Below are 15585 nucleotides of genomic sequence, written 5' to 3'. Positions count from 1 at the left end.
CGCGCGCCTACGATGGCCGGCATGAACTCGAATCTTTCTTCATCCGAAACGCGTCTGTCCGCACGGCAGACGCTCACCGTGACGGCGACCAGCGTCGGCTTCGTCGTCTCGCAACTCGATGTCTCGATCGTGAATGTCGCGCTCGCGCGCATCGGCCACGATCTGGGTGCGAGCGTCGCGAGCCTGCAATGGACCATCGACAGCTACGCGCTCGCCTTCGCCGCGCTCATGCTCTCGGCCGGTTCGCTCGGCGACCGCTTCGGCGCGCGGCGCATGTTCGTCGGCGGACTCGCGCTTTTCGCGCTGGCGTCGCTCGCGTGCGCCTTTTCCGGCGACGCGACGCAACTCATCGCCGGGCGGGCCTTGCAGGGCGTCGGCGCGGCGGCGATGCTGCCGAACTCGCTCGCGCTGCTGAATGCGGCGTGCGGCCACGACCGGCGTCTGCGCGCGCGAGCGGTCGGCTTGTGGACGGCGGCGGGCGCGGTGTCGATCGCGGCGGGGCCGATCGTCGGCGGCGTGCTGATCGCGGCGTTCGGCTGGCGCAGCATTTTCTGGGTCAATCTGCCGATCTGCGCGGCGGGCATCGTCGCGACGCTCGCGTGGATAGAAAACGCGCGACCCAAAGATGCCGGTCGTGCGCGCGGCATCGACCTGCCCGGCCAGGCGCTGGCGATCGTCGCGCTCGCCTCGTTCGTCGGCGCGGTGATCGAACTGCGCCCGCTCGGACCGATGCATCCGCTCGTCATCGGCGCCTTGCTGCTCGCGCTGGCGGCGGGCGGCGCGTTCATCGCGATCGAGCGCGAAAGCCGCACGCCGATGCTGCCGCTGTCGCTCTTCGCCGAGCGCACGTTCAGCGCGGCCGTGGCCTTCGGTATCGGCGTGAATCTCACCTACTATGGAATGGTCTTCGTGCTGAGCCTGTATTTGCAGCGCGTGCTCGGTCACACGCCCTTGCAGACCGGCCTCGCGTTCCTGCCGCTGACGGGCGGATTCCTGATCTCGAACCTGGCGAGCGGCCCTGTCGTCGCGCGCTTCGGCTCGCGCGGCCCGATGATCTTCGGCGCGCTGCTCGACGCCGCCGGTTTCGCCGCGCTCGCCTTCGTCGATGCGACGACGCCCACGGCCGCGCTGCTCGTGCCGTTCCTGCTGATTCCATCGGGGATGGGACTCGCGGTCCCGGCGATGACGACCGCGCTGCTCGGCACCGTCGGCCAGCCGCGTGCGGGCACGGCGTCGGCGGTGCTCAACACGGCGCGGCAGGCGGCGGGCGCGATCGGCGTCGCGGCGTTCGGCGCGCTCGCGGCTCATGGCGACGGCGCGGCGAGCGCGCACCAGATCGTCGATGCGGTGCGCTGGTCGGCGGCGATCTCCGTCGCGCTTCTGTTGTGCGCCGCGTCGATCGCGCGTCATGTGAACAATCCGGCGAGCGCGAACGCCGAAGAACGTGTTACTTAGAGACGGACGTCGGGAACGGCCGTTGCAACGCCCAGGTAAAGCCGCGAATCTTTTGAGGACAACACTATGTCGACAATGCCCCGCTCCCCCGAGGAGCCGCTCGAACCGGACCCGGACAAGCTGCTCGATCCCGACGCCGCGCCGAACCCCGAAGATCCGGACATGCCTGACGGCCCGGATTCCGCGACGCCGATGGTGCCCGCCGATCCGAAAAACGGCGAACCGCGCATGTAGAACGCCGGGCGGCCATCGCGCGCATAAAGCAATGCCCGCGCGGCCTTGAAAGCCGCGCGGGCATGCTTACTGATGCTCGTGGACGAAGAGCGTTACAGGCTAGTGGTCTGCACCGCGCCGGTTTCCAGCGCACGCTCGATGAGCGCTTCCTGCTGCGCCTTGCGAACGGCATCGGCAACGAGCGTATCGGGCGCTTCCACTTCGGCCTTGATCGCGCCGATGATGCCGTCCGCTTCGACGATCACGAGCGATTCCGCCGAATCCGCACGGCTGATGATGACGCGCAGCGGCCCGCCGCCCTCTGCGATGCTGGCGCAAAACTGCATCGTTTGCCCGCCGATCACTTGTTCGAATGTTTGAATCATCGCTGCCTTCCGCGTTGGTTGGACATAAGCTGACACACGCTGCGCGCCATGCGGCGCGCAGCCTGCTTTCTCATTGATCCGCGCATGTCGACTAGGTTCAATTCTGTAAGCATGCGCGGCGCGACGCAAGCTCAACGTCTTGCGTCGGCGAGTTCGCGAAGGATGGCGGCGGTCGAATCGTCGGCGGGAAAGAAGGCTTCGATCGCAAGCTCCGACAACGTGATGTCGACGGGCGTGCCGAAAACCGTCGTCGTGCTCAAGAACGACAGCACGCCGTGCTGCGTGCGCAAACGCAAGGGCACGACGACGGGATCGGTCTCGCCGCGCGGCTCGTGGGTCGCGTGACGCGGCGCGGGATACGCCTCCAGTTCGGCCATGAGCGCGACGAGCGTCGCATCGCCGGACACGTCGATTTGCCGGCGCAGGCGCGCGAGCAGATGCGCGCGCCACTCGTGCCAGTTGTCGATGGCATCGGCGAGACCTTGCGGATGCATCGACAGCCGCAGCACGTTGACCGGCGGCACGAGCAATTGCGCATCCGCCGATGCGACGAGCGGCGCGAAAGCCGCGTTGGCCGCGATCATCGTCCAATGACGATCGACCGCGAGCGCGGGATACGGCTCATGCCCTTTGAGCACGAGATCGACAGCACGCCTGGCAGCGGAAAGTTGCGGATCGGCCAGCGCGCGCTCGCGATAAACCGGCGCATAACCGGCCGCGACGAGCAGCGTGTTGCGCTCGCGCAGCGGCACGTCCAGTTGCTCGGCGAGGCGCATCAGCATGTCCCGGCTCGGCAGCGAGCGGCCCGATTCGACGAAGCTCAGGTGACGCGTGGACACGTCCGCAACGCCTGCGAGATCGAGCTGGCTCATGCGCCTGCGCTGACGCCATTCGCGCAATAGCGCGCCGACGTCCGATCGAACGGCCGGATGTACGAGGGTCGAGTTCATGCAACCGATGTTAGACGAAACATGATCACGCGATCCATTACCTGCGAAGTAAGCGGCGCCACGAACGTAACATTTACGCCGCAAACATCTGCGAAGAAAAACTTGCGCGCGACACCCTAAATCTCCGGCACTTTCGCGCCGATAAGTCCAACAACAAGCGAACAATGCGTCGCGAGCCGTGCGCGTCTCAATCCCGAGCACGCACGGCCCGCGGCGCCCGGACTTTTGCGGAGAAATCATGTTTGTCATCATCGGATGGTTGTTGGTCATCGGCTCGGTGATCGGAAGCTTCGTCGGCGTCGGCGGCCACCTCGCGGCCCTCGTGCAACCGTTCGAGCTGCTGTGTATTTTCGGCGCGGCGATCGGCGCGTTCGTCGTGTCGAATCCGACCGCGACGCTCAAGAAAACGTTGCAATCGATTCCGAAGGCGTTCAAGGGCGGCGGCTACACGAAAGAGAAATATCTCGCGCTGATCGCATTGCTCTACGAACTGCTTCAGAAGGCGCGCAAGGAAGGCATGATGGCGCTCGAAGCCGATGTCGATGCGCCCGAGTCCAGCCCGGTCTTTCAGAAGTACGAGCACGTCATGGCCGATCATCATCTGCTCGACTTCATCGTCGACTATCTGCGCATGATGTCGGCGGGCAATGTCAACGCGCTCGAAATGCAGGATCTGATGGACGAAGAGCTCGACACGCACCACACCGAAAGCTCGATCGCCGCGAACGCCATTCAGAAAATGGCCGATGGCCTGCCTGCATTCGGTATCGTCGCCGCGGTGATGGGCGTCGTGCACACGATGGGCTCGGTCGGCGCCGCGCCCGCCGTGCTCGGCGAGATGATCGCGGGTGCGCTCGTCGGCACGTTCCTCGGCATTCTGCTGGCGTACGGCTTCATCGGCCCGCTCGCGGACCTGCTCAACGCGAAGGGCGCGGCCGAAGCGAAGCCGTTCCAGTGCGTGAAGTCCGTGCTGCTCGCATCGATGAACGGTTATGCGCCGACGATCGCGGTGGAGTTCGGCCGCAAGGTGCTCTTTACCGCCGATCGTCCGAGCTTCAAGGAACTCGACGACGCGGTTCGTGCCACCAAGATGCCGAAGGCGGCTTCGTGATGACATCGGGTACGCAAAGGACCAACGCACATGGCTGAGAAACCGTCACGCGATCCGCTGCAGTCCGTGCTTGCGCCGACTGTCGTCGTCAAGCGCAAGAAGAAGGCGCACGGACACGGCCATCATGGCGGCGCATGGAAGATCGCCTACGCCGACTTCGTCACCGCGATGATGGCGTTCTTTCTGTTGATGTGGCTGCTCGGATCGACATCGAAGTACGACAAGGAAGGCATCGAGCAATACTTCAATACGCCGCTTTCCGCATTGTTCGGCAACGATGGCGGCGCGTCGGCGCATACGAGCGTCATCGCGGGCGGCGGCAGGGATCTGTCGAGCACGCGTCCGGGTGAAGGCAACAAGACCCAGACGCAACCGGTGCCGCAATCGATCGCGCGCGCTGCCGTTGCGATGGACGACTTGCGCAAGCTGCAGCAACTCAAGCAGAAGCTGATGGCGCTCATCGAGCAGACGCCTGCGCTGCGCGCGTATAAGGATCAGATTCGCATCGCGATCACGAGTGAAGGCTTGCGTATCGAGATCGTCGATTCGCTCAAGCGGCCGATGTTCGCATCGGGCAGTTCGAGACTCGAAAGCTATGTGACGACGATTCTGACGAACATCGGCGCATCGCTGAACGATGTCGATAACCGCGTGTCGATCGCGGGGCATACGGATGCGGTGCCCTATTCCGGCGGTCAGGCGGGCTATTCGAACTGGGAGCTTTCGAGCGAGCGGGCGAATGCCGCGCGGCGCGCGCTCGTCGCGGGCGGCATGAAGGAAAGCAAGGTGCTGCAAGTGCGCGGACTGTCCGACGTGCTGCCGCTCAACAAGGATGTCGTCGACGAGCCGACGAATCGGCGGATCAGTATTCTCGTGCTGAACAAGGCCGCGGAACAGGCGTTCTTCCGCGATGGCGGCAGAACCACGGTCGATGAAACGCGGCCTGTCGAAGCGGCGCTTCCCGCGCCGGTCTCGGTCAAGTCGGATGCGCCGGCGGCGGTGGTGAAGTAGACAACGCTCGCGGCTTGACGAAGCGCCATGCACATCGAATCGTGCATGGCGCTTTTTCATTTCAGCCGAGCCACTCCGCGACCGTCTGCACCACGAGCCAGACGTTCGCCGCGCTGATGACCACGAACAGCGCCCACGCGAGGAGCTTCATGAACGGTTTGTTCGCGAACGCTCCCATGAGGCCGCGATCGCTCGTCATCCGGATCAGCGGATAAAGCGCGAACGGCAGTTGCAGGCTCAGCACGACCTGACTCGCGACGAGCAGCTTGCCGACCGCGCCGTTGCCCATCACGTACACGCCGATCAAGGCTGGCACGAGCGCAAGCGCCCGCGTGATGAATCGGCGCTGATAGCACGGGATTTTCAGTTGCAGGAACCCTTCCATGATGACCTGCCCTGCAATGGTCCCGGTGAACGTCGAACTCTGGCCCGATGCAAAGAGCGTCACCGCGAAGAGAATCGCCGCAAGCCCGGTTCCCACGATAGGCGCAAGCAGCTTGTACGCATCTTCGATCTCGGTCACTTGCGTGTGTCCCGTCGCGTGAAATGCCGATGCCGCGAGAATCAGGATCGCCGCATTGATCAGCAGCGCGAGAACGAGCGACACGATCGTATCGAGCCGCGAAAGATTGATCGCCGATGCAAGGCTCTTCGCATCGCGATTCACCACGCGCGTCTGCACGATCGAGGAATGCAGATACAGGTTATGCGGCATCACGGTCGCGCCGAGAATGCCTATCGCGAGATAAAGCGGCTCGCGATCGCTCAACGCGTGAATCGATGGCACGAGCCCGGCAGCAACCGAAGGCCAATGCGGTTTGACGAGCACGAGCTCGACGATATAACCGACGCCGATCGTCGCGATGAGCCCGAGCATGATGGCTTCGAGATCGCGAAAGTTCTTGCCTTTCAGGCCCAGCACGATGAGCGTATCGAATGCGGTGAGCACCACGCCCCACATCAGCGAAACGCCGAACAGCAAATGAAACGCGAGCGCGCCGCCGAGCACTTCCGCGAGATCGCACGCGATGATCGATAACTCCGCGAGCATCCATTGCACGCTCGCGACCGGTTTCGCGTAACGCTCACGCGATAGCTGCGCGAGATCCTTTCCCGTGACGATGCCAAGGCGCATCGAAAGACATTGCAGCACCATCGCCGCAAGACTCGACAACACGACGACAAAGAGCAGGCTATAGCCGTAGTGTGAGCCGGCTTCGATATCCGTCGCCCAGTTGCCCGGGTCCATATAGCCGATGGAAATGAGCAGGCCCGGCCCCGCGAATTGCAGAAGCTTCTTCCATAGCGGCGCGCCCGGCGAAACGGCGACGGAGCCTTTGACTTCCGATGGGCAAAACGGCGCGGTGGCCGTGGTCGGCAGATTGAACGGCAATTTATCGAGTCCTGATGGGATATCGGGGACAACATCCGCGAACGATGTTGTTCAGGTAGCTTACAAGGCGCGTCTCGCGGGCGAGTCTATCACCGGCTGCGCGCATTCACAGACAGCCCCAATCTGACCAAAGCGTCATCTCATCGCCAGCATCTCGTCACGGTACGACAAATAGAATTCAGTGGTGGCTGTAGCGAGCGTGCCGACGCTGCATATCGCGCAACCGCACGTCCCGTTCATCTTTACCGCATGAGGAGTGCGCCATGAAACTAGTCACACGCATCGCTGTAATTGCCCTTGCTGCCGCGCCGCTCGCCGCGCTCGCACAATCCGAAGGTCTCACGCGCGCGCAGGTGAAAGCGGATCTGCAACGCGTCGAACAAGCCGGCTATAACCCGTCCGAGCGCGATGCGTTCTATCCCAACGACATCCAGGCAGCCGAAGCCAAGGTCAGCGCGCAAAGCGCATATGGCTCGTCCAGCGACGGTTCGTCGTCTTCGGGACGCACGATGTCGACGACGCCGCTCGGTCAAACCCCGCAGTAACGCACGCTCATCGAACGAGACACGCGCGGCCTTCCGCGCCGTCTCGCTCGCGTCCCTTCGAAGCGCGTAACCCGCGCTCGCGCTTCGCTATTCCCCGCTGTCCGATGCGAATGCTCCGCCCTACCATGGGCTTTCGCAAGCTTGCTTTCAAACCGCCTTATCTGACATCGGCGCCATATTCACGTCATATTGTCGTTGGCACCCGGCCACTACCATAACGACACTGATGGCGAACCGCACGCCCCGCTCCGTCATTGCGTCCCGCGCGTTGCATTCGCCTCATTCGCAGCGCCCTCTCCCAGCTTCTTCCGAACGACTCAATGTGGATAGTCAACGTTGCGCTTAAGCGGCCATACACGTTCATCGTGATGGCCATCATGATCCTGCTGGCGACGCCGTTCGTCCTCATGACGACGCCTGTGGACGTGCTTCCCGAAATCGACATTCCGGTTGTCAGCATCATCTGGAACTACACAGGCCTTTCCGCGCAGGACATGGCCAATCGCATCACGTCGGTCAACGAGCGCAGCCTCACGACCACGGTGAACAATATCGAGCACATCGAGTCGCAATCGCTGCAAGGCATCGCGATCATCAAGCTCTTTCTGCAGCCCACCGCGAACATCCAGACCGCGATCGCGCAAACAGTGGCCGTCGAACAGGCGCAAGTGAAGCAGATGCCGCCGGGCGCGACGCCGCCCCTCGTCATCAGCTATTCGGCGTCGAGCATTCCGGTGATTCAGCTCGGGCTTTCGAGTCCGAAGCAATCCGAGCAGGACCTGAACGATACCGCGCTCAATTTCTTGCGCCCTCAACTCGTGACGATTCCGGGCGCGGCCGTGCCTTATCCGTATGGCGGCAAGACGCGCCTCATCTCCGTCGATCTCGACACGCGCGCGCTGCTCGCGAAAGGACTCACGCCGACCGATGTCGTCCAGGCCGTCAACGCGCAAAACCTGATCCTTCCGACCGGCACCGCAAAGATCGGCCCGCGCGAATATACGGTCGACATGAACGGTTCGCCCGCGACCGTCGCGGGCCTGAACGACATTCCGGTTCGCACGATCAACGGCGCGACGACCTATCTGCGCGAAGTCGCGCACGTCCGCGACGGCTTCTCGCCGCAGACCAACATCGTGCGTCAGGACGGGCATCGCGGCGTGCTGATCTCGGTGCTGAAGAACGGCAACGCGTCGACGCTGTCCATCGTCAATACGTTGCATGATCTCTTGCCGCAAGCGCGGGCGTCGCTGCCTTCCGATCTGAAGATCAGCGCGCTCTTCGATCAGTCGGTGTTCGTGAAGGCCGCCGTGCAAGGCGTCGTGCGCGAAGCGCTCATCGCCGCCGCGCTCACCGCCGCGATGATCCTGCTCTTTCTCGGCAACTGGCGCAGCACCTGCATTATCGCGATCTCGATACCGCTCTCGATTCTCTCGTCGCTGATCGTGCTGCATGCGCTCGGGCAGACGATCAACATCATGACGCTCGGCGGCCTCGCGCTCGCAGTCGGCATTCTCGTCGACGATGCCACCGTCACGATCGAGAACATCGAGCGTCATCTGCACATGGGCACGAATCTGCACGACGCGATCCTCGAAGGCGCAGGTGAAATCGCGGTGCCCGCGCTCGTCTCGACGCTGTGCATCTGCATCGTGTTCGTGCCGATGTTCTTTCTCACCGGCGTCGCCAAGTTCCTGTTCGTGCCGCTTGCGGAAGCCGTCGTGTTCGCGATGCTCGCGTCGTACATCCTTTCGCGCACGCTCGTACCGACGCTCGCGATGCTGTTGATGGGCCACGCGCACGCACCCGATGCGAAGGCAAAGCCGAATCTCTTCGTGCGTCTGCATCAGCGCTTCGATCGCGGCTTCGAGCGCATGCGCGGCGCGTATATCGTGATTCTGTCGAGCCTGCTCGTGAAGCGGCGTCTGTTCGCGACGCTCTTTCTCGGCTTCTGCCTGTTGTCGGCGGGCCTCGTGTTCGTGCTCGGCGAAGACTTCTTCCCGAGCGTCGATGCGGGCGATATTCGCCTGCACATGCGCGCGCCGACCGGCACGCGCATCGAGGAGACCGCGCGACTCGCGGATGAAGTCGAAAAGGTCGTGCGCCAGATCGTGCCGCAAGACGAACTCGCGACGATACTGGATAACCTCGGTCTGCCTTATAGCGGCATCAACCTGTCGTACAGCAATGCCGGAACGATCGGCACGCTCGACGGCGAAATTCAGGTCGCGCTCAACGCGGATCATTCGCCGACGCAAAAGTACATCGACGAATTGCGTGCGCTCCTGCCGCGCCGCTTTCCCGGCGTCGAATTCTTCTTTCAACCTGCGGACATCGTCACGCAGATTCTCAACTTCGGCTTGCCCGCCGCCATCGACGTGCAGATTCAAGGGCAGAACGGCCAGGCGAACTTCGAAGTCGCGAGCAAGCTGATGAAGCAGATCCGCATGATTCCCGGCAATGTCGATACGCACATCCAGCAGAAGCTAGACGAACCGGCCATCGATTTGCAGATGGATCGCACGCGCCTGCAGCAACTCAATCTGTCCGCAAGCAACGTCGCGCAGAACGTGCTGGTTTCGCTTTCGGGAAGCTCGCAAACCGCGCCGGGATTCTGGTTCAACCCGCGCAACGGCGTCGAATACAACCTCGCGGTGCAGACGCCGCAGTATCAGATTTCATCGATCGACGAACTGCTGCGAACGCCCGTGTCCGCATCGCTCAACGGTCCCACGCAACTGCTCGGCAACCTCGTGCGCCTCTCGCCGAAGAATCAGTTCGCGGTAGTCACGCACTACAACATCCGGCCCGTGATCGATCTCTTCGTGAGCGTCGAAGGCCGCGATCTCGGCAGCGTCGCGCGCCAGGTTAATCAACTCGTTGATGAAGCGCAGAAGACGCTTCCGCGCGGCAGCCAGATCGTCGTGCGCGGTCAGGTCGAGACGATGCGGACGTCGTTCGTCGGCCTCGGACTGGGCGTCGCGATGGCGATCGTGCTCGTGTATCTGCTGATCGTCGTGAACTTCCAGTCGTGGATCGATCCGCTCATCATCGTAAGCGCATTGCCCGCCGCGCTCGCGGGCATCATCTGGATGCTCTTTCTCACCGGCACGCACCTGAGCGTGCCCGCGCTGACCGGCGCGATCATGACGATGGGCGTCGCCACCGCGAACAGCATTCTGATGGTCTCGTTCGCGCGACAGCGTCTGAACGCGGGCATGCCGCCGCTCACCGCCGCGCTCGAGGCGGGCGCGAGCCGCATACGCCCCGTGTTGATGACCGCGTTCGCGATGATCATCGGCATGATTCCGATGGCGCTCGGCCTCGGCGAAGGCGCCGAGCAAAACGCGCCGCTCGGCCGCGCGGTGATCGGTGGCCTGCTGTTCGCAACGGTTTCCACGCTCTTTTTCGTGCCGCTCGTCTTCGCAGGCATTCACGCACGTCTTGCACGGCGCGCCGCGCGAAGAGGTAACACGCAACATGAAGACGGCAGCGGCCAACACTGACATCAAAGCATCCCGACGAACATGACTGAAAAGAACCACGCATCGCTTGCGATTCCCGCTCGCGACCCGAACGAAGGGCCCGCGCTGCCGCCGCGCAACGTCGAATGGAAACGCGCGAAGATCGCGCTCGTGATCGTGCTCGCGTTGCTCGCGATAGGCGCGGCGCGCACGGTCGTCACCGATGTGCTGCATGGCCATTCCATCGCCGCGCGCACGCAGCAGAACGCGCAGCAATACGTGAACGTCGTCATGCCTAAAGAGACCGATGGCGGCGGCGAAACGACGTTGCCGGGGACCTTGCGCGGCTTCGTCGAATCGCCGATCTATGCGCGTGCGACGGGTTATCTGCTGCACTGGTACGTCGATATCGGATCGCGCGTGAAGCAAGGCCAGTTGCTCGCCGATCTCGACACGCCCGAGATCGATCAGGAGCTTGCGCAAGCGGTCGCGCAACGCGATCAGACGGCATCGAGCCTCGGACTCGCGAAGAGCTCGCTCGAACGCTGGCAGCAATTGCGTCAGCGCGATGCCGTGTCGCAACAGGAACTCGACGAGCGTCAGAGCACGTACAACCAGGACGTCGCGAATCTCGCGGCCGCCGATGCCAACGTGAAGCGTCTGCGTCAGCTCGAATCGTTCAAGCGCATCGTCGCGCCTTTTGCGGGCGTCGTCACGCAGCGCAATGTGGATGTCGGCGATCTGATCGATGCGGGCAGCGGCACGAGCCGCGCGCTCTTCGCGCTCGCCCAGTCGGACCCGTTGCGCGTGTTCGTGCAGTTGCCGCAGGCTTACGCGCAGAACGTATCGGTCGGACAGGACGTGACGGTCACGCAGGCGGAGCTGCCCGGCGAACAGTTCCACGGCAAGATCACGCACATCTCCGGCGCGATCGACGTGCCCACGCGCTCGTTGCAAGTCGAAGTGACGCTGCCGAATCCCGATGGGCGGCTACGGCCCGGCGCGTATGTGCAGGTCGCCGTGCCCGCGACCGCGCACGCGCGTCTGCTCGTGCCAGGCAACGCGCTGCTCTTCCGTTCCGAAGGTCCACGTCTCGCGGTCGTCGATGGCAACGGTCATGTGAGCCTGCGCAAGATCGTGATCGCGCAGGATCTCGGACAATCGCTCGAAATCGAGAGCGGAATCGACGCGACCGACAAGGTCATCATCAACCCGAGCGATTCGATCGCCGATGGCGATCACGTCGTGATCGCGCCGCAGCAAACGCAACGACAGCCCGCGTCGGGCAGCAAGGCCGCATCATGAAGACCGCGCTTGGCATCACGCTCGTCTCGCTGCTTGCCGCGTGTACGGTCGGGCCCGACTATCATCGGCCCGTCGCCGCAACGCCGCCTACGTGGAAGACGGATTCGTACTGGCGCGTGGGCGAGCCGTCGCATGCGCCGCTCGCGCTCGACTGGTGGCAAGGCTTCGGCGATGTGACGTTGAACGGTCTCGAAACGCAGGCGCTCGCACAGAATCAGACGCTCGCCGCGGCGAGCGCGCACTACGCACAGGCTCGCGCGACGCTCGCGCAAACATCCGCGCTGGCGCTGCCTGAAGTCGATCTCGGTGCAAACGCGTCGCGCTCGCGCATTTCGAAGAACCGGCCCGTCACCAACTACGCGACGCCGAGCAACGCTACCGTTCAAAGCGATCTGAAGCTCGCGCCGACGGTCAACTACGACGTCGATCTGTTCGGCCGCATCCGTCGCGAAGTGGAGGCCGCGCATGCATCGGCGGATCAGTCGCGCGACGATCTCGCGAATGCGCGTCTCGTGCTGACCACCGATCTCGCCAGCGACTACTTCTCGATGCGCGAGCTCGATGCGGAGATCGACGTGCTGAATCGTTCTGTCGTGCTGCAAAAGAAAGCGCTCGATTACGTGCAGGCGCAACACGATCTCGGCGCGGTGTCAGGCCTCGATGTATTGCAGCAGCAAGCGCAACTCGATCAGACGCGCGTGCAGGCGCAACTGCTGCTCAATCAGCGCGCGCAATTCGAACATGCGATCGCCGCGCTCGTCGGGACGCCCGCGCCGCAATTCTCGATCGCGCCTGAATTGAACGAACGCCCGCTTCCGCCGATTCCACTCGGCGTGCCGAGCGATGTACTGCAACGCCGGCCGGATGTCGCATCCGCCGAGCGTGCGATGGCCGCGGCCAATGCGCAGATCGGCGTCGCGAAAGCGGCGTTCTTTCCGAGCCTCACGTTGAACGGCACGGTCGGCTGGGAAAGCACGGCGTTCTCAAGTCTGATTTCCGCGCCGAGCCTTTTGTGGACCATCGGGACGATGGCAAGCCAGGTCATCTTCGATGGCGGACGGCGCTCGGCAGCCGTCGATTTCGCGAACGAAGGCTATGTCGCGGCCGTCGCGAATTATCGGCAGACGGTGCTCGGCGCGTTTCAGCAAGTGCAGGACGGCATCGTCGGATTGTCGGTGCTGGACGGCGCGGCGAAACAGTCGCACGCCGCGGTCGTCGATGCGCAACGCTTGCTGTCGCTCGCGAACGATCGTTATTCGGGCGGGCTCGTCGCCTATCTCGACGTCATCACCGCACAGCAGCAATTGCTCACGAGCGAACGACAGGACGTGCAGATTCGCGGACAGCAGCGCACCGTATCGGTGGCGCTCGTGAAGGCATTGGGCGGCGGATGGGACACTGCATCGAACGACGATCAGAAGCTTGCGAACGCAACTACTTCGGGCGAGTAGAAAGAAAACGTAAGCACGATGCCCGCGAGGCTCGTATAGTTAGCAGTTGAACAATGCGGTAAACACACACTGAACGCGCACAGGTGCCAGGCATGAAAGTCCTGATAGTCGAAGACGAACACAAAGTGGTGGATTACCTGCGCTCGGGGTTGACCGAGCAAGGCTGGGTCGTCGATGTCGCGATGGACGGCGAGGAAGGCACGCATCTCGCCATCGAATACGACTACGACGTGATCGTGCTCGACGTGATGCTGCCAAGACGCGACGGCTTCGCGGTATTGAAGGCGCTGCGCCTCCAGAAGTCGACGCCGGTCATCATGCTGACCGCGCGCGATCACATCAACGATCGTGTGCGCGGCCTGCGCGAAGGCGCGGACGATTACCTCACGAAGCCGTTCTCGTTTCTCGAACTCGTCGAGCGTCTGCATGCGCTCGCCCGCCGCACGCGCGCGCAGGAATCGACATTGATATCGGTCGGCGATCTGTATGTCGATCTGATCGGCCGCCGCGCAACACGCGACGGCGTGCGGCTCGACCTCACCGCGAAGGAATTTCAGTTGCTCTCGGTGCTCGCGCGCCGTCACGGCGACATTCTCTCGAAGACCGCGATCACCGAGCTCGTCTGGGAAGTCGATTTCGAAAGTCACACGAACGTCGTCGAAACGGCGATCAAGCGGCTGCGCGCGAAACTGGACGGACCGTTCCGCACCAAACTGCTTCATACCGTGCGTGGCATGGGCTATGTGCTCGAAGTGCGCGAAGTTCGCGACATGCGCGAAGCAAGGGAAGACGCGAGACCATCATGAACACGCAGTGGATATCGTCGACGCCACGCGAGGCACGCGACGCGCGCGAGCCGCGCACGCAACGCTCCATTTCGCGGCGGCTCGCCGTCATGTTCGCGCTCGTCGCGCTGTTCGTGTTTGCGCTCGTCGGCTCGGGACTCTTTCTCGTGCTGCGCGTGCAACTGGAGCAGCATTTGCGCGACTCGCTCGACAATCGCGCGGAGATTGCGCGGCTCATCGTCACGCATGTATCGACGCCGGAGAAATGGAAGATCGCGAAGGAGAAGCTCGCCGACATCACCCCGCGCGACGGCTCCACGCTCTTTGCCGTGTCCAGCAACGATCCGCGCTATGAATACGGCTCGCCGCCCGCGGGCCGCGTCGTCAAGCGCGTGATGGGCGGTTACGTTCACTTCCGTCCGGAAGATCGCGCCTACGACATGCTGATGACCACGCTCACGATTCCGCCCAACGGGGATCGTCCGCCGCTGCAGCTCTTCGTCGCGATCGATTGCTCGCCGAACGTTCATACGATGCGCGCGTTCGGTCTCGCGCTCGCCGCGCTGATGGCGCTCGCCACGGTCGCGGTCCTGCTGCTGAGTTATTCGGTCGCGCGGCTCGGCCTCGCACCGCTCACGCGCCTCACGCGCGATGCATCGAAGCTGAGCCCGACCAATCGATCGCAACGCCTGAACACGCGCGCGCTGCCGATGGAACTCGAAGATCTCGCGAAGTCCTTCAATGGCGCGCTCGAACGGCTCGATCACGCATATGGCCGGCTCGAATCCTTCAACGCCGATGTCGCGCACGAATTGCGCACGCCGGTCACGATTCTCATCGGTCAGACGGAAGTCGCCTTGACGCGCGATCGTTCGATCGACGAGCTGCGTCACACGCTGCAATCGAATCTCGAGGAGTTCGAACGCGTGCGCGCGATCATCAACGACATGCTGTTTCTCGCGCGCGCCGATCAAGGCGAACGCGCGACGGGACTCGTCGAAGTGTCGCTCGCGGCGGAGGTCAATCGCACACTGGAGTTTCTCGAGATTCCGCTGGAAGAAGCGCGAGTGCGCGCCGTCGCGAACGGCGATGCGCGCGCGTTCGTCAATACGTCGCTATTCGGCCGTGCGCTGTCCAATCTCGTGATGAACGCAATTCAGCATTGCGCGCCCGGCGCGACGATTTCCGTGGCCATCACGCGGGAACATGGGCGCATTCGCATCGCCGTGGCCAATCCCGGCGAATCGATCCAGCCGCATGTGATGGCGCATCTCTTCGACCGCTTCTATCGCGCGGAAAGTTCGCGCACGAATAGCCGCGAGAATCACGGCCTCGGGCTTGCCATCGTGAAGGCGGTGGCCGAGATGCATCGCGGCACCGTGTCGGCGACGAGCGAGAACGGCGTCAACACGTTCTCGTTCTCGGTCGCGCGTTTCGGCACTGAATCGCGACCCGTCGAAGACGTCGCCTTGCCCGTGCCGCCGGTCGTGGAACGGAAGTCCGCCACGACATGAAG

Annotated in this window: 13 protein-coding genes; 10 read left to right on the top strand and 3 right to left on the bottom strand. The window is 63.3% G+C overall.

Annotation, left to right across the window (positions count from 1 at the left end):
- Window positions 1–12 precede the first annotated feature (12 nt).
- The gene (locus NCS00_RS16580; protein WP_250440540.1) at window positions 13–1455 is read left to right on the top strand and encodes an MFS transporter; all 1443 of its coding nucleotides are present in this window, start codon (window positions 13–15) and stop codon (window positions 1453–1455) included.
- Between the two features lie 66 nt (window positions 1456–1521).
- Window positions 1522–1689: a hypothetical protein gene (locus tag NCS00_RS16575; protein WP_008353574.1), complete on the top strand. Its 168-nt coding sequence runs from the start codon at window positions 1522–1524 to the stop codon at window positions 1687–1689.
- A 92-nt stretch (window positions 1690–1781) separates the two neighbouring features.
- On the opposite strand, the gene NCS00_RS16570 is transcribed toward NCS00_RS16575, so the two are convergent.
- The gene (locus tag NCS00_RS16570; protein ID WP_008353575.1) at window positions 1782–2054 is read right to left on the bottom strand and encodes a hypothetical protein; all 273 of its coding nucleotides are present in this window, start codon (window positions 2052–2054) and stop codon (window positions 1782–1784) included.
- Between the two features lie 131 nt (window positions 2055–2185).
- On the bottom strand, window positions 2186–3004 hold the full coding sequence (locus NCS00_RS16565) for a helix-turn-helix domain-containing protein (RefSeq protein WP_250440539.1): 819 nt from the start codon (window positions 3002–3004) through the stop codon (window positions 2186–2188).
- A gap of 238 nt (window positions 3005–3242) precedes the next feature.
- Between NCS00_RS16565 and motA the strand changes: the two genes are divergently transcribed.
- The gene (gene motA, locus NCS00_RS16560; RefSeq protein WP_008353577.1) at window positions 3243–4115 is read left to right on the top strand and encodes a flagellar motor stator protein MotA; all 873 of its coding nucleotides are present in this window, start codon (window positions 3243–3245) and stop codon (window positions 4113–4115) included.
- Window positions 4116–4145: 30 nt separating this feature from the next.
- On the top strand, window positions 4146–5126 hold the full coding sequence (gene motB, locus NCS00_RS16555; RefSeq protein WP_008353578.1) for a flagellar motor protein MotB: 981 nt from the start codon (window positions 4146–4148) through the stop codon (window positions 5124–5126).
- A 61-nt stretch (window positions 5127–5187) separates the two neighbouring features.
- On the opposite strand, the gene NCS00_RS16550 is transcribed toward motB, so the two are convergent.
- The gene (locus tag NCS00_RS16550; protein ID WP_250440538.1) at window positions 5188–6519 is read right to left on the bottom strand and encodes an Nramp family divalent metal transporter; all 1332 of its coding nucleotides are present in this window, start codon (window positions 6517–6519) and stop codon (window positions 5188–5190) included.
- A 263-nt stretch (window positions 6520–6782) separates the two neighbouring features.
- On the opposite strand from NCS00_RS16550, the gene NCS00_RS16545 reads away from it, so the two are divergent.
- The 6 genes from NCS00_RS16545 to NCS00_RS16520 all read left to right on the top strand — a co-directional run bounded on the left by NCS00_RS16545 (window position 6783) and on the right by NCS00_RS16520 (window position 15583).
- Window positions 6783–7064, top strand: coding sequence for a DUF4148 domain-containing protein (locus tag NCS00_RS16545; RefSeq protein WP_008353580.1), 282 nt, complete (start codon window positions 6783–6785; stop codon window positions 7062–7064).
- A gap of 320 nt (window positions 7065–7384) precedes the next feature.
- Window positions 7385–10570, top strand: coding sequence for an efflux RND transporter permease subunit (locus tag NCS00_RS16540; protein ID WP_175979222.1), 3186 nt, complete (start codon window positions 7385–7387; stop codon window positions 10568–10570).
- Between the two features lie 21 nt (window positions 10571–10591).
- Window positions 10592–11833: an efflux RND transporter periplasmic adaptor subunit gene (locus NCS00_RS16535; RefSeq protein ID WP_250440537.1), complete on the top strand. Its 1242-nt coding sequence runs from the start codon at window positions 10592–10594 to the stop codon at window positions 11831–11833.
- Window positions 11830–13284, top strand: coding sequence for an efflux transporter outer membrane subunit (locus NCS00_RS16530; protein ID WP_250440536.1), 1455 nt, complete (start codon window positions 11830–11832; stop codon window positions 13282–13284). Before NCS00_RS16535 ends, NCS00_RS16530 begins: the two co-directional genes overlap by 4 nt.
- 92 nt (window positions 13285–13376) lie before the next feature.
- The gene (locus NCS00_RS16525; protein WP_250440535.1) at window positions 13377–14090 is read left to right on the top strand and encodes a heavy metal response regulator transcription factor; all 714 of its coding nucleotides are present in this window, start codon (window positions 13377–13379) and stop codon (window positions 14088–14090) included.
- On the top strand, window positions 14087–15583 hold the full coding sequence (locus tag NCS00_RS16520; protein WP_008353588.1) for a heavy metal sensor histidine kinase: 1497 nt from the start codon (window positions 14087–14089) through the stop codon (window positions 15581–15583). The genes NCS00_RS16525 and NCS00_RS16520 overlap by 4 nt, the downstream gene beginning before the upstream one ends.
- Window positions 15584–15585: the final 2 nt, after the last annotated feature.

The organism is Caballeronia sp. AZ1_KS37 (assembly GCF_023631165.1).
Taxonomy (GTDB): domain Bacteria; phylum Pseudomonadota; class Gammaproteobacteria; order Burkholderiales; family Burkholderiaceae; genus Caballeronia; species Caballeronia zhejiangensis.
The sequence above is the reverse complement of the archived record's forward strand: the minus strand, read 5'-3'. Positions and strand labels throughout refer to the sequence as shown.